The following is a 23,652-nucleotide window of genomic DNA, read 5'->3' on the forward strand; positions in this document are numbered from 1 at the left end:
TTTTTTATACTGAAAACACAAAATGGAGGGAAAAGTATGCTAGATATCAAACGCATTCGTGAAAATTTTGAAGAAGTGGCTACAGCTCTAGGAAACCGTGGAGTTGACCGCGCAACAGTGGAAGAGTTACGTGACTTAGATGAAGAACGTCGCGCACTCATCACTAAAACAGAACAATTAAAACAATACCGTAATACGGTAACTGAAGAAATCTCTCTTCTAAAACGCAACAAGGAAGATGCAACAGAGAAAATCGCTGAAATGAAACAAGTCGGCGAAGACATCAAAGCAACAGACGCTCATTTAGCCGAAGTGGAAGAAAAAGTAGAATACATCGCATCTCGCTTACCAAACACAGCTGCAGAAGGCGTGCCAGTAGGGGCAGACGAAACAGAAAACGTTGAAATCCGCCGTGAAGGAACTCCACGCGTATTCGACTTCGAACCAAAACCTCACTGGGAAGTGGCAGAAGCCCTAGATATCTTAGATTTCGAACGTGGAGCTAAAGTATCAGGAAGCCGTTTCTTATACTACAAAGGCCTTGGCGCCCGCTTAGAACGTGCGATCTACAACTACATGCTTGATTTACACGTTGAAAAACATGGCTACACTGAAATGATCACACCATACATGGTAAACGAACAATCAATGTACGGTACTGGTCAATTCCCTAAATTCAAAGAAGATGTGTTCCAATTAACAGATGAACGCAACTTAACATTAATCCCAACAGCAGAAGTTCCATTAACAAACTACTACGCAAACGAAATCTTAGACGAAGCGCAATTACCAATCTACTTCACAGCGCTTAGCCCATCATTCCGTTCTGAAGCCGGTAGTGCAGGTCGCGACACTCGTGGATTAATTCGTCTTCACCAATTTAACAAAGTAGAAATGGTGAAATTTGCAAAACCAGAAGATTCATTCGATGAATTAGAAAAAATGACAGACAACGCAGAAGATGTATTACGCGGATTAGGCTTACCATTCCGTACAATCGTGTTATGTACTGGCGATATGGGATTCTCAGCAGCGAAGACTTATGACGTTGAAGTGTGGATTCCAGCGCAAGATACTTACCGCGAAATCAGTTCTTGCTCAAACTGTGTGGACTTCCAAGCGCGTCGTGCGAAAATTCGTTTCCGTCGTGAAGACAGCGGCAAGATTGAATTGGTGCACACATTGAATGGTTCAGGATTGGCAGTAGGGCGTACAGTAGCGGCAATCCTTGAGAACTATCAAAACGAAGACGGTAGCGTGACAATCCCTGAAGTACTTGTACCATACATGGGCGGCGTTACAAAAATTGGTTAAAAGGAATTTTGTTCCAATAAAAAGATGAAATAGGGTGGAGCAGTCATAAGCTTCGGGCTTTCCTAGACATCTTCATAGTAAAGTCTATAAGGGCACCGGGTTGAGCCAAAGTCTCAACTCCTGCCGAACTTCAAAGAGGGGCATTGCGGATAAAACGCAGTGCCCCTCTAATTCATTTCGGCTGCAAATCCTTATAGCTTTTACTATAGAGTCTGGGAAGTCCTCCGCTTATTTAATTTGAAGACCCTTCATCTTTTTATTGGAACAAAGCCTTTTTTATAAATACCTCATGTTGGGTAAGTACCTCAAAGTTTGTCCACCAGGAAAGTCACACGAGGGAGTATGTGCCAAGCACTCTCTGCCTCCTTTCCCTTTCCCTGTCCTCCAGAAATACGCTTCACACAGACCGCGTTCACCAATCCATTTTGGGAGTCTCAACATTGTTGAATGCACAGGTTCTAAGCAGGGTGAATGCGCAACAAATAAAAACACGAAAGCTCTTGCTAGTGGGAATGTGGAGGAGTAGCGTAGAGGATAGCTCGTAGCTTCTCAGGTTCTATAGTAGCAGTAATGGGGAATGACATTAAATGCGAAAAAGAGGGAGTTAGGAATTGATTCCTTACTCCCTCTTTGAGGATTTAAAGGTGAGAGACTTCGGCTCGAGCCGGTGTCCCATTACCGCTACTATGAAGATACCTGAGAAAAGCTCAACGAGCTATCCGATTTATATAGAGGCACCTACATTCAACGTGCGTAAGAAGCGGTTTGTTTTTATTTTATTTAACGATACTCACATTCAACGTACGTAAGAAGCGGTCCATTAAACTGTTGTTGGTTTTGTGCTCCTCTTGAATGGCTTTGGCAAGCGCGACTTTGTCTGTGATGATCCCGTTTGCCGGGCTGTCTACGTATTTCTCGAGGGCTTCATCCGTATTAATGGTCCAGACAAACACCTCATGTCCTGTCTCCTGCGCATGCAGTACCGCCAGTTCCTGGTAAGAAAAATCTTCCACCACGTAGAAATCCACCTTTGCGTCTCCAAAACCGCCAAATTGAATAGGGATCACGAAACCAGTCGTGATTTCGGGCGCTTTTGCCTCGAGTTCTTCCATGACTTTTAAATCAAGGGACATGACTTTGTTTGAGTTGTCGATGGCGAGTTCTTTGTATTTCGCGATGAAAAGATCTACGTAGTTGGCAGGTTCGCCGCCATGTGGCTTGAGCTCGATAACAAGCGGCATGCCAATTTCTTTGGCTGCTTTGAAAAACTCTTCAAAAGTAGGAATGTGACTCGTGAATCCGTCTTGTTCGATGGGAAGACCGTGAACTTCGTCTAGAGTCATGTCTTGAAAGCGTTTATTTAGACCTGCTAATCGTTTCAAGTTATAGTCGTGCATAACGACGAATTGATTGTCTTTTGTGAGGAGAATATCCATCTCCACCATGTTGGCGCCGGCTTCTTTAGCCGCTTTTAATCCTTCAATCGAGTTCTCAACGGCTTCACTAACATAGCCGCGGTGACCGATGATGATAGGGTCGTTGGCTGATTCCGTTCTATAGGTAGAGAGCGTTGTGAGAACCCCGCTTCCTGTTACAAAGAGAAGAGCAAAGGCCGTCACGATTTTACGTTTATGCTTAATTTCTTCATGGTGATGATACACTTCAAGTGAAGCTAATTTATGCTCATGAATGATTTTCGTCATAAAAATAAACGTAGCAATCTTTGTATAAAGGATAATGAAGCCTTGCAGTAACTTGGCAATGGCTAACACACTACTTAAGAGAAGCGTGTTCGAACCATCTGGGTCTAGGAGTTCAACGAGGGCGACACTTCCAAGGGAGATAAAAATAACGAGAATCGCAAGGACCCCTTCGACGACTGCCGAAATAAAGAGCAACCGCACAGTATTCTTCTTCGTCAACTTCCAGCTTGTGACAATATTTTTTGTAAAAGGCTGGTCGGTAAGAATTTGAAGTGGAATCGCAAGGGCGCTTCGTGCGTGAAAGTAGAGTAGGACAACAATCAGTCCGGTGTAAACAATCATTCCGCTACTCGTCTTAGTGAGTTCATCCGTAATAAATTCGGGAATCGCGATTTTTTTCGAGATAAATGTCAATTCCCCAATATTAATAATCGGCAAGAGTGTTAAAAAATAAAGCCAGAACGTAATAAAATGACCATTCAATAATTGCTTGAGTTCACTAAATGCATTTTGAATACTACTTCGCCATGAAAAATGAATGCCGCGAATCGTTCCGTAAATCATGAAGATGAGTATCGAGAACTCCATGAAAATGAGAAACGCGAATGAGAGTAAATATAAAATGAATAATGGAATGGACCAAGGGCTTAATAAAACGGTCTTAAAATTGGCGAAGTTTAAATTGGATTGCCCTGTCATAAAGAGCATTCCACGAAAAATAAGTGTTAAAAAGCCAAATCCAAACACGGAAATAAAAAATTGTAAAAAGATGGAATTGCGTAAATACATCCAGCTGTTCTGCGTCAAATTGCTTAATGTAAAGCGGATGGTTTTCCATACGGGGATTTTTTGATTCATAAAGCCTCCGATGTGTAAATAAAGTTCGTTAGATTCACCTTAGCACGAACGAAATAGAAGCGCAAGCCGATACAAAATAGTATTGAAAAATCATGTAATAGAACTTATAATGAGAAAAGTAATCAAAATAATAGAAAAGCTTTTCAGGAGGGAATCATGAAAAAAAGACTGTTAACATTATTCTGTTTAGTAGCAACTGTGTTACTTGCTGCTTGTGGTGTGAAAAAAGTAGACGCTGGCGACCACATTAAAACAACTTTTACAGGGTTAGATACAAAAGGGGAACTTGTATACCAAGTAGACACTCAAGAATTAGTAAAAGAATTCTTAGTAGCAAACCCTAAAGCAGATGCGAAAACAGAAGCAGAAGTTCGTAATGCTGCAACAAAAGTGAAAGCAACTCCAAGTAAAACAGATGGCTTGTCAAATAACGACGAAATTACTTTCACATTCTCTTCAGATAAAGATGCTGAAAAATACTTTAACCTTCCAAAAGAAACAAAAGTGAAAGTTAGCGGATTAAAAGAAGCGAAGAAATTAACGGCTGAAGAATTAGCGAAAATCACTTCATTAGAAGTGGAAGGCTTTAACAAAGGTGGCCGTGCAGAAGTTCATGTGACAGATTCTAAATTGTCATTCTTACGTTTCAAAGTTGAAAACAATGGCAAATTAGAAAATGGAAAAGATGCCAAAATCGTGTTAGACGGTAATTTCGCTAACTTATTAGAAGACAGAGGTTATGTATTAGAAGGCGACGGAAGCTTTACACTTCCTGTTAAAGGATTGAAGACAGTTGCTGAAAAACTTGATGACGCTAAGAACAAAGACGAAATTATTGCAAAACTAAAAGAAGAAGTGAATAAGAAATTTAGCGGAAATGATAAGATAACGTTTGATAAAACTTATTATCGTGGTCTAGCGAATAATGTTGACAATTCATATTCGTATGGGGATGAGATTGTTCGCGGTAATGGGAACTTAGTAATGACGCTTCAAGTGGAAACTAGCTATGGATTCAAAAACGTGTATGCGGTTGGATTTACCAATCTTATAACGAATGAAGAGGGCAAGATGGAACTTAAAGACGCACGTGTCATTTCAACAACGTATGCGGACTTTTCTACAGCAACTCAAAAATTAGAATCAATCGGTTATACAGAAGTTAAATAATTGAAATAGAAATGGCTTGGAGTACACTCTCCAAGCCTTTTTTTGCACTCGGACCCGAGTTGCCCAAAATTCACTTATAAGTGAATTTCGGGCAAGTTACGCCAGGAGCGTTTGCTTCTTCAAAAAGACCGTACCTATCACGTTTTCCAGCCGCAATGACTCATCCCCAGCACCAACCCATTTTCTCCGCCTTTCGCTCAAAACCTCATAACAGCGCGCTTTCTCGCACTTCACTTTTTTGCAAAAAAACTTAAATTTTACAAACCACGAAAAACTTGCGGATTTTATAACCACAGCATTGGGGGATAGCAACCAATGTGAATTACTGACTCTAGGGTGAAAGCCGTAGAGTCAGTTTGAAGCTTGGTAGAAATTGAGACGAAAGGCTCAATCCGTTGCCCCAACGCAGTAGTTATAAAACTAATCCGCAAGGATTGGAAGTGGTTTGTAAAACAAAACGCCAGTTTTATTTTTATTCAAAAGAAGCGCTATGCAACAGAAAGATGCCCCTGCAATGCAGGGGCATCTTTCTATTGTTTATTCAACTCGTTGACAAGATCAATCATACTCAAATCATGCGAGCAGATTACCGTTTTACCTTTAATTTCAGGAAGAGCAAAGTTGCTCAAAATAATCTTATAATCAGATTTTTCTAGAATATCTAAGGAGATTTCAAGCTGGTCATACGTATGATACTCGAAGCGGTTCGCCGCGTTGTGTTCTAAATAGGATGCCAAGAATTTTGGATAGTACTCATCAAAATCGTTTAAGATTAATACCTTGATTTTATCTTGCTTGGCTTGTAACTGAGCGACAAGACCTTCCCAGTGCGTGTAGAAGGTGTAAATCAAGTGCGAGATATTTCTTTGACGCTTCACGTTCTTGATTTCTTGTTGATATTGCTCAAGAAGTGCTGCAACATCATTGTAGAACTCAGGAGAGAGCGACTTGAAGAAGTTCATCAATGGTTTCTTCTTATCGAATAAGATGAAGTCTGAGTGCACTTCGATACGCTCTAATTGAGACGTGTTGTGTAAGTGCCATAATAGTAAATCATAGTTTTCGCATTTCAAGTCGTAACGTTTTTCAAGACTTTGGATATTCGTGACTAATGTATCGAACGATAGGCGGTCACGAACTTTTTCCTGACGAGCGGCTGAGAATTCTTCAACCGTTAAGAAGAAGTGCGGTTGTAAGAAAATGGAGAAGGATTGTTCCAGAATTTCTGGAGTGACCATGATTCCTGTTTCTTTAACGAATTGCTCAACGATTTCGTTTAGGCCGTCTAATTGATTGTAATAATCATAGAATTTATCTTTAGCTTCGATGTTTTGTACGAAATGCCCTTGATAAGATCGGAAGAAGTTAACCGTGAAAATCATCTTGAAGACACGGTAACCTTCAAAGCTTTGTGGGAAGTTCGAAGACTTGAAGAGGTCTACTAGAATTTTTTCTAGAGAAGCTTCGTCTACAAAGTCGAATGGCCATTCGAAGAAGCCTGTCTTTTCAGCAAAGTATTGAACGAAGAAGAAGCGAATGTCTTGTTCATTTCCAATAAATTGCAAGTTTTTCTTTGAAATTTGGAAATCGAATTTTTTCTTTAAACTAGTATTGATTTTTTGAATGTAACGATTCAATGTTGAAGTCGTAATGAACAGTTTTTGTGTCATTTCTGTAACAGTGGTTTCTTCGTGTAAGAATAATTGTTCCAGAATTTCGTAGCAAATAGAATGTGAATAATAATAAGGATAGACGACTTCGGTACTTAAATTCTCTGGTAATTCGATACGCACCCCATTCGTTGAGAAGAGGATGTCGAGTCCATCAATTTTATCGCGTAAAAATGCGAGGTCGATTTTGATGGCACGAGTAGAAACTTTAAAGTGTTTTGCAAGTTCGTCGATATGAACCCAGCCGTTTGCTTGAACTAAATAGTCGACAATATCAATTTGTCGATTTTGATTTTTTGAAAGTAATGCTCTCATTTCTTTCTCCCTTTTCTTGTTAGTTGTGTCACACACTAAATTGCTAAACTACAATATATCACACTTTAGGTGTAAATAGTACCTATTTCTAACTAGAAAAAAATGAAAATAGTTCTAAGAATCGTGAAAATGAAAACGATAAAAATGTAAACAAAATATTTTTTCAAAAAAATTATAGATTTCTATTGCATGAATTGTCAGAATATTATATACTACTCTCAAGTTGAAAAATTCATTCATGAAAAGAGGGATCTTATGAAATTAAAGAAATTCACATTAGGCGCTGTGGTTGCAGCAATTTTAGCAGGTTGTGGAAACGCAGCAGATAGTAATACAGTCAAAATCGGAGGGAACTTCGAGTTAACAGGGAACGTAGCGACTTACGGTTCCTCTATGAACAACGGGGCTCAATTAGCCGTTGAACAAAAAGGGAAGTTATTAGATAAGGAATTAAAATACGTTTCATACGATAACAAATCAGACAAAACAGAAGTAGCTTCAGTAGCGAAGAAATTAGCTTCTGAAAAAGTGGTCGGCGTAGTCGGACCAGCAACAACAGGGGATGCTTCAGTATCAATCCCAGTAAACGAACAAGCAAAAATCCCAACAGTCTTCCCAGCAACAACAGGGGACGGCGTTACATTGAAAAACGCAGAAGATGCATCTTCAGTATATGAATACATCTACCGTGTATGTTTCTCTGACAGCTACCAAGGAGTTGTAGGAGCGAACTTCGTACACAAGAAATTCGGAAATGCTAAAGTAGCCATCTTACAAGATACAGGTAATGACTACTCTAAAGGGTTAGCAGATGCCTTTGAAAAAACTTACACTGACAGCAAGATCGGTGGAACAGTTGTCACTCGTGAATACTACCAATCAAAAGACACAGACTTCCAAGCAGTATTAACAACATTGAAATCTAAAGACTTCGATGTATTATATGTTCCTGGTTACTACGAAGAAGTTGGTCTAATCATCAAACAAGCACGTGAAATGGGTATCACTCAACCAATCGTTGGTGGGGACGGACTTTCAAGTGACAAGTTAGCAGCATTAGCAGGTAACAGCTCAAACCTTTCTAACGTTTACTACACATCACACTTCTCAACATTAAGTGATGATGCAGACGTTCAAGCGTTCGTTAAAGCGTACAAAGAAAAATTTGGTTCAAACCCAGATACTTTCGCCGCTTTAAGTTATGATGCAACTCAATTGTTAATGAAAGCTATCGAAAAAGCAGGCTCAACTGATCCTCAAGCAATCACAAAAGCTTTAGCAGCAACAAAAGACTTCGATGGTGTCACAGGTACATTCTCAATGGGTGCAGACCACACACCAGTGAAATCAGCAGTTGTCATCGAGTTCCAAAACGGACAAGAAGTAAGTGCTCAAGAGTACTCAGCTGAGTAATTTAGTTTTAACAGTATTTTTTAAGAGAGGCACGAAGGGGACTTCCGCCTCTCTTTTCCACTAGATAAGGATAGATTTGAAAGGAGAAAATATATGGAGTTGTTAGTTCAACAATTGGTAAACGGGCTTGCAGTCGGAAGTATTTACGCGTTGATTGCACTTGGATATACCATGGTTTATGGGACAATTAAGCTCATTAACTTCGCACACGGGGATGTGTACATGATGGGGGCGTTCATTGGATACTTTGCCGTAATGGTCTTGAAGATGAATGTATTCGTAGCACTTTTAGTAGCGATGGTTGCCTGTGCGGTCTTAGGGGTTGTGATTGAACGTGTGGCGTATAAGCCGCTTCGTAATTCGACTCGTGTAGCCGCGTTGATTACGGCTATCGGGGTTTCATACCTATTAGAAAATGCAATGAGTTATTTCTTTGGAGCGGAATCGCGTCCGTTTCCTTCTGACTTCGGAACTGAAACAATCACATTATTTGGAGACGTTTCTGTCAACGGAAAACAAATTTTGATTTTCGGGGTTACCGTAGTCTTAATGGCATTATTACAATTTATCGTACGTTATACAAAAATGGGGAAAGCCATGCGTGCGGTTGCCGTGGATGAGCAAGCCGCTCAACTCATGGGGATTGACGTAGACGGAGTGATTTCCTTTACATTTGCGCTGGGTTCATCGCTTGCCGGGATTGCCGGTGTGCTTGTTGGGGTGTACTACAATACCATCTCAACAACAATGGGGATTACAGTCGGACTAAAAGCCTTCGTTGCGGCCGTACTTGGTGGTATCGGTAGCATTCCTGGGGCCATGGTCGGTGGGTACCTCATCGGTCTATTAGAAACAATGGTAAGCTTCTTCGGTTACTCACCATATCGTGACGGAGTCGTTTACTTCCTATTATTCATTATTTTAATCGTGTTACCAGCTGGATTGTTTGGTAAAAATGTCAGAGAGAAAGTGTAGGTGAAGAAGATGCAAAGATTTCATAAAAAGAATATTCGTTGGACGCTGTTCGCATTAGGAATGTACGCTCTTCTTTTCATACTTGTACAAACAGGAGTGATTAACTTCTACTACGAAAGTACCTTCATTAATATCATGATCAATATCATCTACGCGGTTGGATTGAACCTTATTCTTGGGGTTGCCGGACAGTTTTCACTAGGACATGCCGGGTTTATCGCGATTGGTTCTTATAGCGGTGCTATTCTTGGAAAAATGATGAACGGCCTTCCTGGATTATTTGCTGGGATGGCAGTCGGAGTTGTCATCTCTGTTATCGTCGCGTTCCTTGTTGGATTACCAACGCTTCGTTTAAAAGGGGACTACCTAGCGATTGCGACTCTAGGGGTTGCGGAAATCATCCGTGTAGCCGTGACAAACATGAAAATCACAAATGGGGCTGCTGGTATCAGTGGGGTGCCTTTAACAAACACATGGACGATTACGTATATCGCACTCGTAGTAACAACCATCTTAATCTTGAACTACACCTTCAGTAGTGCAGGTCGTGCCACTTATGCGGTCTTACAAGACGAAATCGCTGCGGAATCGATGGGGGTTCAAGTGACGAAATATAAAATTTTGGCCTTCGTATTAGGAGCAGCCACTGCAAGTATCGGTGGAACGCTTTCTGCAACAACACTTGGGGCAGTTACACCAAGTGACTTCACGTTCATGAAATCAATCGATGTATTAATCATCGTGGTATTCGGTGGTATCGGAAGCTTCACAGGTTCATTCGTGGCAGCCGTATTACTAGGAATTATCAACCTTGTCCTACAACCATTTGGACAATTACGAATGATCATCTATGCGGTAGCGTTAATCTTAATCATGATTTTCCGTCCAGGTGGATTGCTTGGTACTTGGGAATTCAAACTAGGAGACTTCAAGTTTTCTAAGAAGAAAGAAACAAAGGAGAGTGGGAAGTAATGTTATTAGAAGTGAATGGACTAACAAAAAACTTTGGCGGACTTTCTGCGGTCTCTAACGTTTCAATGAAAGTAAACAAGGGCGAGTTAATCGGACTCATCGGGCCAAACGGGGCTGGGAAAACGACTTTCTTCAACTTGTTAACAGGAGTTTATGAGCCAACAGAAGGAACAGTTAGCTTAGAAGTGGACGGACAGTTGAAAAACTTAAACGGACTTCCACCTTACAAGCGGACAAGCCTAGGGATGGCACGTACCTTCCAAAATATTCGCTTGTTTAAAGATTTAACAGTACTCGAAAATGTAATGATTGCCATGCACGCACACTCGAGTGATTCATTGTTCTCAACATTATTCCGTACGAAGAAATACTATGATACAGAAGAAAAAATGCGCGAAGAAGCGGTTGAATTGCTAAAGATTTTCGGGTTAGATACACTCAAAGATGAAAAGGCGAAAAACTTAGCTTATGGGCAACAACGTGAATTGGAAATTGTTCGTGCCTTAGCGACAAAACCAAAAGTCTTATTCTTAGATGAGCCTGCAGCAGGGATGAACCCTCAAGAAACGGCTCAATTAACCGAATTGATTGCCAAAATTCAAAGAGAATTCGATTTAACCGTTGTGCTAATCGAACACGATATGTCGCTTGTCATGAAAATTTGCCAACGCATTTACGTGTTGGAATATGGAAGATTGCTTGCAGAAGGAACTCCAGAAGAAATCAAACAAAATCCAGCGGTAATTAAAGCGTACTTAGGAGGTGAGTAGATGTTAGAAGTTAAAAATTTATCAGTTCATTACGGAATGATTCAAGCCGTGCGTAATGTCGATTTTACAGTTAACGAAGGGGAAATCGTGTCGCTTATCGGGGCAAACGGTGCCGGAAAGTCAACCATCTTGAAGACTTTATCAGGCCTCATCCATCCTTCAGAAGGCGAAATCGTCTACTTAGGTGAGAATATCGCTTCGACATCTGCGAAGAAAATCGTTGAGAAAGGGCTCGTGCAAGTGCCGGAAGGTCGTCACGTATTCCCAGGATTAACGGTAAAAGAAAACCTTGAACTAGGGGCATTTTTACGCAAGGATAAAGAAGAAATTCAAAAAGATATGGAAGCTGTCTTCGAGCGTTTCCCAATCTTGAAAGAACGTAAAGACCAAGATGCACAAACGCTCTCTGGTGGGGAACAACAAATGTTAGCGATGGGCCGTGCGTTAATGAGCCGTCCAAAACTATTGCTTCTCGACGAACCTTCAATGGGGTTAGCGCCAATCTTCATCCGCGAGATTTTCAAAATCATTCAAGAAATCCAAAAGACAGGGACAACGGTTTTACTCATCGAGCAAAATGCGAAAATGGCATTGTCGATTTCAAATCGTGCGTATGTACTAGAAACCGGATCAGTGGTACTGAGCGGTACAGGACAAGAGTTGTTAGAAAGTGATGAAATTCAGAAAGCATATCTAGGAGGGTAATCATGGAAGTTAAAGATTATATGTCAACCAACGTTATTACAGTAACGCCTGAAACAACGGTGATGAAAGCTCTAGACTTAATGAAGGAGCACGACATTCACCGCTTGCCAGTTGTGGAAGATGGGAAATTAGTCGGCTTACTCACAGAAGAACTAGTGGCTGGTCACTCACCTTCAATGGCGACAAGCCTATCGATGCATGAGTTGAACTACTTATTAAACAAGACGGCTGCGAGCGAAATTATGCAAAAGCAAGTTTTAACAGTGAAGGCTCATACATTATTAGAAGAAGCTGCGTCACTGATGCGTCAACAAAAAGTCGGCGTTTTGCCAGTCGTAGATGCGCGTGGGCACGTGGAAGGAATTATTACCGACAAAGATATTTTCGATGCCTTTATCGAAATTTCTGGATACAACACTCCAGGTTCTCGTTTATTCATTGAAATCAATGAGGATAAACCTGGTCCTCTGGAAGAAATTTCAAATGTATTGCGCGAAAACAATGTGAACGTTTCGACGATTTCTGTGTACCATCGCGATGGGAAGGTGCAAGTGGTGCTTCATGTGGACTCTACTGAGCCCGATGAAGTGGCGGACTTTATCGCACAAAAAGGCTATCGCGTGATTTCAGCGATGAGAAAATAGGTTAAAACTGCGTCTCCCTAGGACATCTTCATAGTATTGACAATAGAGGCACCGGGCCAAGCCTACGTCTTGGCTCCTACCGAGCTTCAAACTGCCGCTTGGAAATAAATTTCACAGCGGCAGTAATTCACATCGGTTGCATCTCTCTATTGTTCATACTATAGAGTCCTAGGGAGACTTCGTTTTTTAACCTATTTTGTGAACGGCGCTAATCACGTGATGTCGTTTGGCGGAGTCCAGACTTCATCTTTGGCAAGAAACGAGACGAGCATTTAGAAAGTGATAGAAACAACTGCACCGGACTGGTGAACATTATGAAAAAACTGCAAAGAGTTAGACGCAGTAGACAAATGGATTGACCTTCGCCTTTTTAGGCTAGGTCAATCCTATTTGTCCTTGCGGGGGCAAGACAACGAAGAAACAAGTTTCTTCTGTCTTGCTCCCATTTCTATGACTATAGAGTCCAAGGATTTTTTTGCAACGCTACCCTAGGTTGTTTTTCATCGAGAATTACGCTTTTTATGAAACAACTTGCATCGAGCTCAGTCTTCGTTTTTAACCTATTTTGTGATGCGCGCTTATCACGTAGTGTCGCTTGGAGGAGTTCGCGGAGGGCGTTGAGTGGAGGCGGGGGACGGTGTATAATGGTGGGGAGATTCAAGGAGGTTTTGCGGATGAAATTTGATTTTACTACGGAATATGACAGACGTGGAATGGACGCGCTGGCTGTTGATGGGCTGGGGTTGATTCCAGGGAAGTCGCCAGATAGACCGAAGAAAGGCTTCGATGTGATTCCGATGTGGATCGCGGACATGAGTTTTCCAACTGTTCCGACGGTGATTTCGGCGATGCAAAAACGATTGGAACATCCGATTTTCGGGTACTTTATGCCTTCTAAAGAGTACTACGAGAGCATTATTCAGTGGCATGCGCGCCACCATCAAGTGACGGGGTTAACGCGTAAGCATATCGGGCATGAAAATGGCGTGCTTGGGGGAGTCGTTTCGACCTTAACTTCTTATGCTGCGCCTGGAGATGCGGTATTAGTGCATAGTCCAACCTATGTCGGTTTTACGCAGTCGTTAAACGATAATGGATTGAAAGCTGTGCATAGCCCGCTTGTGAAAGATGAACAGGGCGTTTATCGTATGGACTTTGAGGATATGGAGCGAAAAATCAAAGCGCATAAGATTCATGTGGCGATTTTCTGTTCTCCGCATAACCCAAGTGGTCGTGTGTGGGAGAAAGAAGAAATTGAACGCGCGATGGAAATTTATCGCAAGTATGATGTGATTGTCGTGTCGGATGAAATTTGGTCGGACATTATTTTTAAAGGCCATAAGCATATCCCAACACAGTCGATTTCAGAAGATGCGAAGAATCGCACCGTGGCCATGTATGCACCAAGTAAGACGTTTAACCTGGCAGGGCTCGTGGGAAGTTATCATGTGATTTACAATGATGCTTTAAGAGACCGCGTGGAGTCAAAAGGGTCGAAGCCGCATTATAACGCGATGAATGTGATGTCAATGCATGCGTTAATCGGGGCGTATCAAGAAGAAGGATACGAGTGGCTGGAAGAGTTGCGTGAAGTAATCGAGAAGAATGCGGACTACGCGTGCGACTTTATTCACCGTGAATTTGACGGCGTGGAAGTCACAAAACCTGAAGGCACGTACATGCTCTTTATCGATTGTTCTGAGTTCTTGAAAAAACAAAATCTGACGCTCGAACAGCTGGAAAAACGCGGCTGGGATGTCGGCGTGGCTTGGCAAGACGGCAAGATGTTCTTCGGCGAAGGATGTATTCGTATCAACCTCGCATTGCCGTACGCGCGTCTTGTAGAAGCATTTGACCGTATGAAAAAATATGTATTCGTGGACACTGTGCCACCATTAGACTAGGAGGATTTCCATGACAAAGAAAGTAATTCAAACAGAACAGGCTCCAAAAGCAATCGGGCCTTACTCACAAGGGGTAGCCTACACAGGAGAAACGATTGTCGTCTCTGGACAGTTGCCAATCGTTCCTGAAACAGGGGAGTTCGCAGGAAGTGATATCGCTAGCCAAACTCATCAATCATTGAAAAATATCCGTGCGATTTTAGAAAGTGCAGGGCTAGGGATGGATGCGGTCGTATCAACAACGGTGCTACTAGCGGACATCAACGACTTTGCGAACATGAATGAAGTATATGGAGAGTATTTTGCTTCTCCTTATCCAGCGCGTATGGCGTTCCAAGCAGCAGCCTTACCAAAGAATGCTCTTGTGGAAATCCAAGCGATTGCTGTAAAAGGATAAATGAATTAGGCACTTGCGTCATCTGGCGCAGGTGTTTTTTGTTGGGGATTTTCTTCTAAGGTGCAAGCGGTTGTGATAAAATAAGGGAAACAAGAAGAAAAGAGGCGTTATGAGTGCAGGCTGTAGAACAACCAAAAAAATCAAAACTATGGGCGTTGTTAAGCGGAATACTAGGAATTGTATGGGGTGGACTCATCTTTGTGGCGCCGTCTTATATCTTGCCGAATATTTTTTCGATTGTCATTTTTAGTATTGTTTTTCCATTTACCGCACCCTCAGAAGAAACACTTCAGATTCTGCACCAAACGCAGACGATGTTTAGTTATCTCGTTGCGTTTATTTGGGTGATGTTTATTGTCGCTAGAATTAGTCATCGCTATTATAAAAAGACGGGTGAAGTTCCGTATTGGATTACGAAAATCTTTTTACTGGCGGCTAGTTTAGGAGTTATTGCGACTCTTCCGGTTCTCGTTTCCTATATTCCAGGATTAACGGGCATCAATGATGTGACACTTCAAATCGGTGGAATGGGATCCGTTCTCATTATCACGGGCGGAGTTTCTGGACTATTGGGATTGATTTCTGGAGCTGGATATTTAATTTCGTTAAATCGATTTGACAGTTAGAGGAGTTGAGAAGATGAAAGATAAAAGATGGGCCAAAATCAGTACGTTTGTGGGGATTCTAGGTGGGCCTTTAGCGATCTTTTTCGCATTGGTGTTATTGGCGGCCGGAATTGGCGCCAGTCGTGATGGAGCAATGGTGGCCCTTGCGTTATTAGTGACGACATTTGGAATTATTTTTTTCGTAGCGTTGAAAAGTGCGCACTATTATAAAGAGGATGAACGTGTGAATCAGGTGGGTGCCAATTTATTTGTGGCCTCAAGCGGAGTAGGGTTCGTTGTCACCTTACTGCTTGCTTTGGTAAATATTCCAATGTTTAGCGGACTCGTTGATTGGATAATGGACGCGTTATTCGACGGAAGTGAGGGCTTTGAACGTGTACTTGGTCTAATGTTTCTGTCATCGATTTTATCCGTGGTCTGGGGCATTTATTATGCGATTTGTCTAAGGAAATTTAAGGATTAGGACTAAGAAAGAGGTGTAAGATGGAAGAATTAACATGGGCATTGCGAAGTGCTCAGGTCGGTATTAAGGGAGGAGCACTTTTGCTAGTGGCTACTGTTGTGCTATTCGCTGCAGGGCTTGGAGCAGATGGGTTCCTATTTACGATAGCAGCCCTACTGATAGTGGCTACTTATGTGACCATCTTCGTAGTCGCTCTTAAAAGTGCTATTTATTATAAAGGAGATTCCCGAGTTAAGAAGTGGGCCTCGAACTTGTTTTTACTGGCAGGGATTTTAGGGTGTGCCCCAATTCTTATCGTGATACTCAGTAAAGTTCTCTTCTTAGATCGAGCTGTACTTCAATTCTTTGATTTGGTTGAGGAAGAGGTAGATATTTTTCTCATTCTCTTTCCGCCTATCGTAGTTGTTGGGGTGCTCTCGATTATTAGTGGACTCGGTTACGCTTCTTCTCTGAAAAATTTTAAAGAATAGAGAGAAACAAAGTTAGCAGTTGGCTTTTATTAAGGGGATTTGAGACTAAAAACTTTAAGGAGAAGAAAATATGCAAAGTAAAAAATGGGCAATCTGGAGTGCGTATGTGGGCATTATTGGAGGGGCATTTTTAATGGTGTCTCCCTTGGTATTACTCGCTGCAGGAATCGGAGCAAACGGATCGGCGATGGGTTTCATAGCAATTCTAATGCTGTGTACGTATGTGGCGATTTTCTGTGTGGCTTTGAAGAGTAAACTTTACTATAAAGGAGATGACAGAGTTTCTACATTCGTAGCTAATACGTTTGTCTTATCAGGGGCTATCGGCTGTACTCCAATCTTCATTTTTATTGTAGGCCGTATTCCCTTCTTAAATGACTTATTATATTGGTTGTTTAGTGCTATTCCTGCTGTACAGGATGCCTTCTCTCTCTTATTTCTATTGTTAGTATTTGTCGCCCTTCTATCGATTTTGAGCGGCATTGGGTATGCGGTCTGCTTGAAAAACTTTAAAGAGTAACGGTGCAATATAGGATATAGAAAATTCGGTAAACCGATTAAAAGGGGATTGTATTTGATGAAAGATAAAAAATGGGCAATGATTAGTGCTTTGGTAGGGTTTATTGGTGGTGGTTTTTCAGTCCTATCACCATTTCTGTTAACTTTTGCGGCAATTGCGAAAAGTGATTCGATACAGAATACCGTTCAATATGGTATGTGGATATTGAATCCTCTCGTATTCATTGTCGCTATAAAAAGTGCGCTCTACTATAAAGATGACGAACGAGTTCCTAACAAAGTCTCAAACTTATTTGTTTTAGCAGGGGCAGTGCTGCTTATTCCGGTAGTACTCACACTTCTAGCAACAGTTCCAGGTTTAGAGGCAATCAATGCAGTCGTTATAAATATCATCAGTAGTTTCAGTAGAGGCTTAGAATTGTATTTTGGCCCGTTGCTTATGGGTGGATGTTTGTCGGTTCTTTCAGGCGTTTCTTACTTCCTATGCGCGAAAAACTTTAAAGAGTGATAGATAACTTTAAGCTTAGAGAGTTTCTCTAGGCTTTTTTATTTTGCATGCTTTATAATGGTTTGGACAAAGAAAATTGGAGGCAAGTATGAAAGTTATTGTTATTGGTGGAGGAACGAGCGGATTGATGGCATCAGTCAGTGCGGCGATGCATGGGGCTGAAGTTGTATTGCTTGAGAAGAATCCAACACTTGGAAAGAAATTATTACACACGGGTGGAACGCGTTGTAATGTGACGAACCGTCGTACCCCAGAAGAAATCGTGAAGCACATTCCGGGGAATGGACGCTTCTTATATAGTGCCTTTTCGCAATTTGATAATCAGGATATTATTCAGTTCTTCGAGAGTCGCGGCGTGCGATTAAAGGAAGAGGATCACGGGCGTATGTTCCCAGTGACGGATTCGGCAAAGACGATTCTAGAGACGTTTATTCAGGAGATTAAGAAATTAGGCGTGCAAGTGCGTACGAATGTGAAAGTGAAGACGATTCGTTTGAGCGATGGAGCCGTGCGAGTAGTGGAGCTGGATAATGGCGAGCAACTCGAAACTGATGCGGTTATCTTGGCGACGGGTGGGAAATCTTATCCGAAGACGGGGTCGACAGGAGACGGGTATGGTATCGCGAAAGTAGCTGGCCATACGATTACACCGCTCTTTGCCACAGAAGTTCCGCTAACGAGTGGCGAGGAGTTCATCAAGAAGGGCGAGCTTCGTGCGTTGTCGCTTCGCAATGTGGCGCTTAGTGTCTTAAACGGTAAAGGGAAGCCTGTTGTGACGCATCAGATGGATATGATTTTCACGCATTTTGGGGTGAGCGGTCCTGCTGTCTTACGTTGTTCAAGTTTCGTGCATCAAGTGCAGGAGAAAGAAGGCAAGAAGGAAGTTGTGATGAGTCTCAATGCATTACCGGATATGAGCGAGGCTGAACTCGATGCGCAATTCCGTTCGTTTGTGGAGGATGCGCCTCTGAAATCGATTAAAAATCATTTAAAAGGGTTACTTCCTGAACGTTATGTAGAGTTTTTACTAGCAAGAGTGGGGATTAGTGACCAAACAGCTGTGAATCGTTTAAGTGAGGCCAACTGGGCACAGATTAAAGAAGCTCTGACGAATTTCCGCTTTACTGTCAATGGCTCATTGCCGATTGAGAAGGGGTTTGTAACAGGTGGAGGCGTTCATTTGAAAGAAGTGAACCCGAAAACCTTAGAGTCAAAATTAACCCAAGGGCTGTATTTCTGCGGAGAGTTGTTAGACATCCACGGGTACACAGGTGGGTACAATATCACCGCAGCCTTTGTAACGGGTTACGTTGCCGGTATGCATGCATCTTTGGGGTATTAAATTTCTAGAAAATTGGGATTAAACATCACAATTTCTTCATAAAGTTTGGTTATAGTAACTGTATTCCCAAATAAGAATTATTTACTCCCAAGTAAATAAAACTCTATCCTTTTTTCCTCCCGTCAGAAACGGGAGGTTTTTTGTTGTGTAAAATAAAAAAGCAGTCCGAAGACCGCTTTATCAAAGTGAACATTGGTGGAGTGACCTTTCCACATCTCTTTCAGACCACAAGGGTGCGATAGCTGCCTGTTCTATCCTCAATGTTCTTTGTAAATATATTATACTTAAAACTTTTTAATTCGTCCACTATTCAAATAGTTTTGCAGTTTATTATCGGTAATAACGTACATTGTTCTTACGTCTAGATATTTATCTAATTTAACAGCTAACAGAACATTTTCGTTTGTCACTTTAATGAACTGAATTGATTGACCATCTGGGTGTAAACCAACGTAGTTAGGCTCGTTAATAACCAGATTTATTTCATTAAAACTCTTTTCAAAATCCAAAAATTCTCTCTTATGTTTTTTCATATGCTTTTTCCGCTTAGAAGAAAGAAAAATTTCTTTTCCTTCCAAATCAGGATCGAGATTTAAAAGGTTTATAATTTTATCATTTAATATTCCTACTACTTTTTCGCTCATTTTATTTTACCTGTATTGCTGAATTAAAAATACCTGTTCAATATAAAATATGAAAAGTTATTAAGAAAGGACTTTTTCTTAAAAGTAACTGAACACACCGTGAATTTATGCTACAATAGGCCTATTGACAGTGTGAGGAGTTTGTGATGGCAGAGAAGAAATTAATGGAGAAGGTTGTACGAAAAGTACTACACTCATTCCCAAAAGTAAATATGCCGGACCCATTTGTCCCTTATCCAATTGCGTACCCGCCGCTTGCCAAGAGTCGTTTCGAGATTTTCGTGCATGTGGCTGAGCGTGGCAATGGTCCGCTGGGGCACGTGGATTTATGTATCGATGGCTACGTCTATTCTTATGGGAACTATGATGAGCGCGACTTGAAGCTCGGGGGCTGGATTGCAGAAGGCGTTCTGATTAAAGCACCGCGCGAGGAGTATATGCTCTTTTGTAAAAACCACTACCAAAAAGCGTTGCATATTTATACGATTGCTGTGACGGATGAGCAGATGGATAAGATTCATGCGTATTTGAAGAAAATATTAGAGCCGACGACGCTGTGGCAACCAACGAGCGAGGCGGTGTACTATAATCCGACCTTTGACCGCTTTGAGGAAATGTACGTGTACTTTATGGCGCAACAGATGGATACCGTGTTTTATAAATTCAATCGTTCAAAATTCATGACCTATAATGGTTGGACGAGAAACTGCCTTAGCTTCGCGGATCACGTGGCAAAAGTGCTGCATGAGAGAGAGTTGCGTGCCAAAAATATGGTCTTCCCTGCGCAATACCATAAACGTCTCCAAAAACTTCTAAAGAAAAACTCCCCGCTGATTACAAATTATGAAGTGTATTAGTCTATAAAAATTGGTGGATTTATATGAAATGTTCAGTGAAACTATATGAGCCATTGTATGCGTTGAAGGCTATCGATGAGGATATCTGGATTGTTGATGGTGAAATTGTTGAGATGAATTTTAAAATCACTCAAGTACCATTTAGCACTCGAATGACAGTGGTGCGATTGGAAAATAATGACTTATGGATTCATTCTCCTATTCATTTAACACCGCAGTTGCGAAGTGAAATCGATGCGCTGGGTCATGTGAAACATATAGTTGCTCCAAATAAATTGCATTATGTATATATGGAAGAATGGAGCCAAGCCTATCCGGATGCGAAACTTTGGGCGACAAAAGGATTGGAGAAAATTTTTGACAACTCTTCATCTATCCAAAGTTATACAATCTTAGATAAAAGCATCGACATTAGCTGGCTAGACGAAATTGATTATCTTCCGTTTGAAGGAAGTGCGGTTATAGAAGAGTCAGTATTTTTCCACAAAAAGAGTAAAACGTTAATTCTAACGGACTTGATTGAGAATATTGAAGTTGGAGAAGAGTGTTCATGTTTGCATCGTTTCTTGTTTAAAATAGGGGATAATGCATATCCAAACGGGCATACTCCAAGAGATTTAAGAATGACATTCTTTTTTAATAAGGAAACAGCGCAAAAGTGTTATCAACAAATAAAAGCGTGGAATCCTGTCAATGTTCTATTTGCACATGGAAAATGTTTTATTGGAAATGCTGAGGAAAAATTACCACAGGCATTCTTTTGGTTAGAGAAAAAATAAGCTACCTTGTAGAAAAACAAGGTAGTTTTTAGTTTGAAAGCGAAAGAGACCAACAGAATCTTAAATTTTTCATTATTGAAATTCGGAGTTTAAATCTGTATACTATAATAAGAATTGAATAATTCTAATTAGAAAAAATGGAGGTAATCATAATGATTAAAGAACTTATTAGTTTAGGAAAATTTGCTAAAAAATCAAGTGTATTTGCGGGAGGAGTTTTATTTGGATCGTTAGGATTAAAACTATTAGCGAGCAAAGACGCAAAGCATGTATATGCTAAAGCGGTCGCTACTTCTTATAAATTAAAAGATGGTATTGACGCAACTGTTTCTACTGTAAAACAACATGCAGATGATGTCTTAGAAGAAGCAAAAGACTTATATGCTGAAGAAAAAAGTGCAGAATTAGTAGTAGAAACTAGTGAAAAATAATGAAGTTTATTATTAAACATCAATCAAACTCTAGAGTACGTTTAGAACTCCCTTTTACATGTCCGCATTCAGTCCAAATGTATTTAGAGGAACTAGCTTGCACAGTCCCAGGTATTGAAAAACTGCACTTTTATAAAGATTTAAAACATGTAGGAGTTTATTTTACTCAAGGGAAAGTTCAACAAGTTCAAAGGTTTTTATCTTTGATTCAAATGGAGAACGTAATTGAAAAACAAAATGAAGTCCAGTGGCTAGTAGCTTCTTCACCATATGATATTATTTCAACGCATCTCTATAGAAGAATGCTTTCAAAAGTCCTTCTTCCTACACCTATTCGTATGGGATGGATACTTATGAAAATGGTGAAGTTTGGAAAGGCTGCTTTCCAATCAATTTGTGAGAAAAAACTTTCTATGAGTTTACTCGATTTTGTGGCGATATCAACTTCTATGGCGATGGGAGATCATAAGACTGCAGATATGATTATGTTCCTATTAAATTTAGGAGACGATTTAGATGACTGGTCCCAAAAGAAATCGATTGAAGAGCTCGAAAAGAACTTAACAAATAATATTTATGAAATATGGATTGAAAAAGAAGGCGAGCGCTTCAAAAAAATGAGCAATCATGTTGAAGTAGGAGATGTTTTCGTTGCTACGGAAGGTCAAGAAATTTACTTTGACGGAAGAGTTGTCAATGGAAGAGGCTACTTAAATGAAAGTTCATTAACAGGTGAGTCTTTCCCTGTCTCTAAGAAGATTGGGGATATGGTCTACGCTAATACAGTTGTAGAGCATGGCGAGCTACTAGTAGAAGTGACGAATAAGCAACAAAACTTACGCTTGCAGCAAATTGTTCAGCTGATTAAATCGAGTGAATTTCATCAATCGAAACAGCAAAAGCAATTAATGGAAAAAGCAGATGGGTTAGTGAAATATAATTTCATAGGGATGGCGTTGACGTATTTATTCACACGCTCAGTCTCTAAAGCACTCACTTTCCTATTAGTAGATTATTCATGTGCGTTAAAATTATCTTCACCAGCTACTTATATAACAGCCATTAAGGCAGCTTCTAATCAGGGGATTGTCATTAAAGGATCTAATTCTTTAGATGAATATGCACAAGTTGATACTTTTGTTTTTGATAAAACGGGGACATTGACAACTGGAGTTCCAAAAATTCAACGAATTATTGCGTATGAAGGATACGATGATGAGGAAGTTTTACGAATTGCAGCTTGTTTGGAGGAACATATTTACCACCCGATTGCGACGGCTGTTGTTAAGAAGGCAGAAGATGAGGGGATTGAACATGAGGAAATGCATGGGAAATTAACTCACGTAGCTTCAAAAGGAATCGTATCATCGATTGATGGAAAAAGAGTCGTCATCGGAAGTTTGGAATTATTAGAAGACGAGAAGACGACTATTTCCAATGAGCAAAAAGCAGTAATTGAAGAATATAGCCAAAAATACAACTTACTTTATTTAAGTTATGACGGAAAATTAATTGCCATTTTCCTTATTGATACTCCGTTAAGAGGAGAAGCGATTGCATTATTGAAAGAGTTAAAAGAAAAAGGAAAACAGATTGTACTTCTTACAGGAGATACACAAAAACGTACAGAAACAATTTGTTCGCTGATTCCATTTGACAGAGTTTATACACAAGTGAAGCCAGAAGAAAAGCATCAAGTAATTGAGCAGCTTCAAGAAGAAGGTCATCATGTTTTGATGATTGGAGACGGAATTAATGATTCTGCTGCACTCTCTCTTGCAAATGTAGGTATTGTTATGGCAGGTGCTTCAGATATTGCTCGTCAAGCCAGCGACATCTTATTCTTAAATGAACAGTTAACGGGATTAGAGGTTTTGGAAAATATAACCGAACAGCTAAATCGCCAATTAGATGCCAATTTAAAACACACAGTGGGTATTAATTCGTTCTTAATGGGATTAGGTTTGATTGATATGGTTTCTCCTAGTCTATTAGCGATATTACATAATGTGACTACAACGTTCATTATCGGTAAGAGTTTGACGTATATTCAATAATAAAATAAAAAGGTTCTATAATTTTTAGGGTTGATGGAAATTTTCCACCAACCCTATTTTAGTGTATACAAAAAGGCCAACATCCATTATATTAAAAGCGCTGAAACCTAAAACAAAAGGATGATGACCATATGAACAATATACTA

Annotated in this window: 23 protein-coding genes; 20 read left to right on the top strand and 3 right to left on the bottom strand. The window is 40.6% G+C overall.

Features of this window, described 5'->3' with window-relative positions; all coding sequences use genetic code 11:
- Nucleotides 1–36 precede the first annotated feature (36 nt).
- A complete protein-coding gene (serS, locus tag O3793_RS05125; RefSeq protein ID WP_371446127.1) occupies nt 37–1,314 on the top strand; it encodes a serine--tRNA ligase in 1,278 nt (425 codons plus the stop codon).
- Nucleotides 1,315–2,090: 776 nt separating this feature from the next.
- Here serS and O3793_RS05130 read toward each other — a convergent pair.
- A complete protein-coding gene (locus O3793_RS05130; RefSeq protein WP_371446128.1) occupies nt 2,091–3,875 on the bottom strand; it encodes a glycerophosphoryl diester phosphodiesterase membrane domain-containing protein in 1,785 nt (594 codons plus the stop codon).
- 156 nt (nt 3,876–4,031) lie between these two features.
- Between O3793_RS05130 and O3793_RS05135 the strand changes: the two genes are divergently transcribed.
- Entirely contained in the window at nt 4,032–5,045 is a 1,014-nt protein-coding gene (locus O3793_RS05135; protein WP_371446129.1) for a lipoprotein, read from the top strand.
- Between the two features lie 530 nt (nt 5,046–5,575).
- On the opposite strand, the gene O3793_RS05140 is transcribed toward O3793_RS05135, so the two are convergent.
- Complete coding sequence (locus tag O3793_RS05140) at nt 5,576–7,030, bottom strand: M protein trans-acting positive regulator PRD domain-containing protein (RefSeq protein WP_371446130.1); 1,455 nt, start codon at nt 7,028–7,030, stop codon at nt 5,576–5,578.
- A gap of 255 nt (nt 7,031–7,285) precedes the next feature.
- On the opposite strand from O3793_RS05140, the gene O3793_RS05145 reads away from it, so the two are divergent.
- The 14 genes from O3793_RS05145 to O3793_RS05210 all read left to right on the top strand — a co-directional run bounded on the left by O3793_RS05145 (nt 7,286) and on the right by O3793_RS05210 (nt 18,738).
- On the top strand, nt 7,286–8,443 hold the full coding sequence (locus tag O3793_RS05145; RefSeq protein WP_371446131.1) for an ABC transporter substrate-binding protein: 1,158 nt from the start codon (nt 7,286–7,288) through the stop codon (nt 8,441–8,443).
- Between the two features lie 93 nt (nt 8,444–8,536).
- Nucleotides 8,537–9,418, top strand: a complete 882-nt coding sequence (locus tag O3793_RS05150; protein ID WP_371446132.1) for a branched-chain amino acid ABC transporter permease — start codon at nt 8,537–8,539, stop codon at nt 9,416–9,418.
- 9 nt (nt 9,419–9,427) lie between these two features.
- Nucleotides 9,428–10,390 carry a branched-chain amino acid ABC transporter permease gene (locus O3793_RS05155; RefSeq protein ID WP_371446133.1) on the top strand — a complete coding sequence of 321 codons (963 nt, stop codon included), beginning with the start codon at nt 9,428–9,430 and terminating at the stop codon, nt 10,388–10,390.
- Nucleotides 10,390–11,160: an ABC transporter ATP-binding protein gene (locus tag O3793_RS05160; protein WP_371446134.1), complete on the top strand. Its 771-nt coding sequence runs from the start codon at nt 10,390–10,392 to the stop codon at nt 11,158–11,160. Before O3793_RS05155 ends, O3793_RS05160 begins: the two co-directional genes overlap by 1 nt.
- Complete coding sequence (locus O3793_RS05165; protein ID WP_371446135.1) at nt 11,161–11,865, top strand: ABC transporter ATP-binding protein; 705 nt, start codon at nt 11,161–11,163, stop codon at nt 11,863–11,865.
- A gap of 2 nt (nt 11,866–11,867) precedes the next feature.
- Complete coding sequence (locus tag O3793_RS05170; protein WP_371446136.1) at nt 11,868–12,509, top strand: CBS and ACT domain-containing protein; 642 nt, start codon at nt 11,868–11,870, stop codon at nt 12,507–12,509.
- A 674-nt stretch (nt 12,510–13,183) separates the two neighbouring features.
- Nucleotides 13,184–14,413 (top strand): MalY/PatB family protein, encoded by a 1,230-nt coding sequence (locus tag O3793_RS05175; RefSeq protein WP_371446137.1) that lies wholly within the window; start codon nt 13,184–13,186, stop codon nt 14,411–14,413.
- Between the two features lie 10 nt (nt 14,414–14,423).
- Nucleotides 14,424–14,810 (top strand): RidA family protein, encoded by a 387-nt coding sequence (locus tag O3793_RS05180; protein WP_371446138.1) that lies wholly within the window; start codon nt 14,424–14,426, stop codon nt 14,808–14,810.
- A 113-nt stretch (nt 14,811–14,923) separates the two neighbouring features.
- Complete coding sequence (locus O3793_RS05185) at nt 14,924–15,436, top strand: hypothetical protein (RefSeq protein ID WP_371446139.1); 513 nt, start codon at nt 14,924–14,926, stop codon at nt 15,434–15,436.
- Between the two features lie 13 nt (nt 15,437–15,449).
- Nucleotides 15,450–15,899: a hypothetical protein gene (locus O3793_RS05190; RefSeq protein ID WP_371446140.1), complete on the top strand. Its 450-nt coding sequence runs from the start codon at nt 15,450–15,452 to the stop codon at nt 15,897–15,899.
- Between the two features lie 20 nt (nt 15,900–15,919).
- The gene (locus O3793_RS05195) at nt 15,920–16,369 is read left to right on the top strand and encodes a hypothetical protein (protein ID WP_371446141.1); all 450 of its coding nucleotides are present in this window, start codon (nt 15,920–15,922) and stop codon (nt 16,367–16,369) included.
- Between the two features lie 70 nt (nt 16,370–16,439).
- Nucleotides 16,440–16,889 (top strand): hypothetical protein, encoded by a 450-nt coding sequence (locus O3793_RS05200; RefSeq protein WP_048711055.1) that lies wholly within the window; start codon nt 16,440–16,442, stop codon nt 16,887–16,889.
- Nucleotides 16,890–16,946: 57 nt separating this feature from the next.
- The gene (locus tag O3793_RS05205) at nt 16,947–17,396 is read left to right on the top strand and encodes a hypothetical protein (protein WP_048711054.1); all 450 of its coding nucleotides are present in this window, start codon (nt 16,947–16,949) and stop codon (nt 17,394–17,396) included.
- Between the two features lie 88 nt (nt 17,397–17,484).
- Nucleotides 17,485–18,738, top strand: coding sequence for an NAD(P)/FAD-dependent oxidoreductase (locus O3793_RS05210; protein WP_371446142.1), 1,254 nt, complete (start codon nt 17,485–17,487; stop codon nt 18,736–18,738).
- Nucleotides 18,739–19,022: 284 nt separating this feature from the next.
- On the opposite strand, the gene O3793_RS05215 is transcribed toward O3793_RS05210, so the two are convergent.
- Nucleotides 19,023–19,382 (bottom strand): dihydroorotate dehydrogenase, encoded by a 360-nt coding sequence (locus O3793_RS05215; protein WP_285252795.1) that lies wholly within the window; start codon nt 19,380–19,382, stop codon nt 19,023–19,025.
- 146 nt (nt 19,383–19,528) lie between these two features.
- Here O3793_RS05215 and O3793_RS05220 point away from each other — a divergent pair, with 146 nt between their 5' ends.
- From O3793_RS05220 to O3793_RS05235, 4 genes are all read left to right on the top strand, one after another.
- Nucleotides 19,529–20,239 carry a hypothetical protein gene (locus O3793_RS05220; protein WP_371446143.1) on the top strand — a complete coding sequence of 237 codons (711 nt, stop codon included), beginning with the start codon at nt 19,529–19,531 and terminating at the stop codon, nt 20,237–20,239.
- Between the two features lie 23 nt (nt 20,240–20,262).
- Nucleotides 20,263–21,018, top strand: a complete 756-nt coding sequence (locus O3793_RS05225) for a DUF4336 domain-containing protein (RefSeq protein WP_371446144.1) — start codon at nt 20,263–20,265, stop codon at nt 21,016–21,018.
- Between the two features lie 152 nt (nt 21,019–21,170).
- Nucleotides 21,171–21,449: a DUF6110 family protein gene (locus tag O3793_RS05230; protein ID WP_048711049.1), complete on the top strand. Its 279-nt coding sequence runs from the start codon at nt 21,171–21,173 to the stop codon at nt 21,447–21,449.
- Between the two features lie 212 nt (nt 21,450–21,661).
- Complete coding sequence (locus O3793_RS05235; RefSeq protein WP_371446146.1) at nt 21,662–23,506, top strand: heavy metal translocating P-type ATPase; 1,845 nt, start codon at nt 21,662–21,664, stop codon at nt 23,504–23,506.
- The last annotated feature ends 146 nt before the right edge of the window (nt 23,507–23,652 follow it).

Origin of the sequence: Granulicatella sp. 20925_1_28 (assembly GCF_041433575.1) — a bacterium.
GTDB lineage: Bacteria > Bacillota > Bacilli > Lactobacillales > Aerococcaceae > Granulicatella.

Excerpts from the sequence above, each read along its gene's own strand:
- serS (WP_371446127.1), top strand. The coding sequence starts at position 37 with ATGCTAGATATCAAACGCATTCGTGAAAATTTTGAAGAAGTGGCTACA.
- O3793_RS05130 (WP_371446128.1), bottom strand. The coding sequence starts at position 3,875 with ATGAATCAAAAAATCCCCGTATGGAAAACCATCCGCTTTACATTAAGC.
- O3793_RS05135 (WP_371446129.1), top strand. The coding sequence starts at position 4,032 with ATGAAAAAAAGACTGTTAACATTATTCTGTTTAGTAGCAACTGTGTTA.
- O3793_RS05140 (WP_371446130.1), bottom strand. The coding sequence starts at position 7,030 with ATGAGAGCATTACTTTCAAAAAATCAAAATCGACAAATTGATATTGTC.
- O3793_RS05145 (WP_371446131.1), top strand. The coding sequence starts at position 7,286 with ATGAAATTAAAGAAATTCACATTAGGCGCTGTGGTTGCAGCAATTTTA.
- O3793_RS05150 (WP_371446132.1), top strand. The coding sequence starts at position 8,537 with ATGGAGTTGTTAGTTCAACAATTGGTAAACGGGCTTGCAGTCGGAAGT.
- O3793_RS05155 (WP_371446133.1), top strand. The coding sequence starts at position 9,428 with ATGCAAAGATTTCATAAAAAGAATATTCGTTGGACGCTGTTCGCATTA.
- O3793_RS05160 (WP_371446134.1), top strand. The coding sequence starts at position 10,390 with ATGTTATTAGAAGTGAATGGACTAACAAAAAACTTTGGCGGACTTTCT.
- O3793_RS05165 (WP_371446135.1), top strand. The coding sequence starts at position 11,161 with ATGTTAGAAGTTAAAAATTTATCAGTTCATTACGGAATGATTCAAGCC.
- O3793_RS05170 (WP_371446136.1), top strand. The coding sequence starts at position 11,868 with ATGGAAGTTAAAGATTATATGTCAACCAACGTTATTACAGTAACGCCT.
- O3793_RS05175 (WP_371446137.1), top strand. The coding sequence starts at position 13,184 with ATGAAATTTGATTTTACTACGGAATATGACAGACGTGGAATGGACGCG.
- O3793_RS05180 (WP_371446138.1), top strand. The coding sequence starts at position 14,424 with ATGACAAAGAAAGTAATTCAAACAGAACAGGCTCCAAAAGCAATCGGG.
- O3793_RS05190 (WP_371446140.1), top strand. The coding sequence starts at position 15,450 with ATGAAAGATAAAAGATGGGCCAAAATCAGTACGTTTGTGGGGATTCTA.
- O3793_RS05195 (WP_371446141.1), top strand. The coding sequence starts at position 15,920 with ATGGAAGAATTAACATGGGCATTGCGAAGTGCTCAGGTCGGTATTAAG.
- O3793_RS05200 (WP_048711055.1), top strand. The coding sequence starts at position 16,440 with ATGCAAAGTAAAAAATGGGCAATCTGGAGTGCGTATGTGGGCATTATT.
- O3793_RS05205 (WP_048711054.1), top strand. The coding sequence starts at position 16,947 with ATGAAAGATAAAAAATGGGCAATGATTAGTGCTTTGGTAGGGTTTATT.
- O3793_RS05210 (WP_371446142.1), top strand. The coding sequence starts at position 17,485 with ATGAAAGTTATTGTTATTGGTGGAGGAACGAGCGGATTGATGGCATCA.
- O3793_RS05215 (WP_285252795.1), bottom strand. The coding sequence starts at position 19,382 with ATGAGCGAAAAAGTAGTAGGAATATTAAATGATAAAATTATAAACCTT.
- O3793_RS05220 (WP_371446143.1), top strand. The coding sequence starts at position 19,529 with ATGGCAGAGAAGAAATTAATGGAGAAGGTTGTACGAAAAGTACTACAC.
- O3793_RS05225 (WP_371446144.1), top strand. The coding sequence starts at position 20,263 with ATGAAATGTTCAGTGAAACTATATGAGCCATTGTATGCGTTGAAGGCT.
- O3793_RS05230 (WP_048711049.1), top strand. The coding sequence starts at position 21,171 with ATGATTAAAGAACTTATTAGTTTAGGAAAATTTGCTAAAAAATCAAGT.
- O3793_RS05235 (WP_371446146.1), top strand. The coding sequence starts at position 21,662 with ATGGAGAACGTAATTGAAAAACAAAATGAAGTCCAGTGGCTAGTAGCT.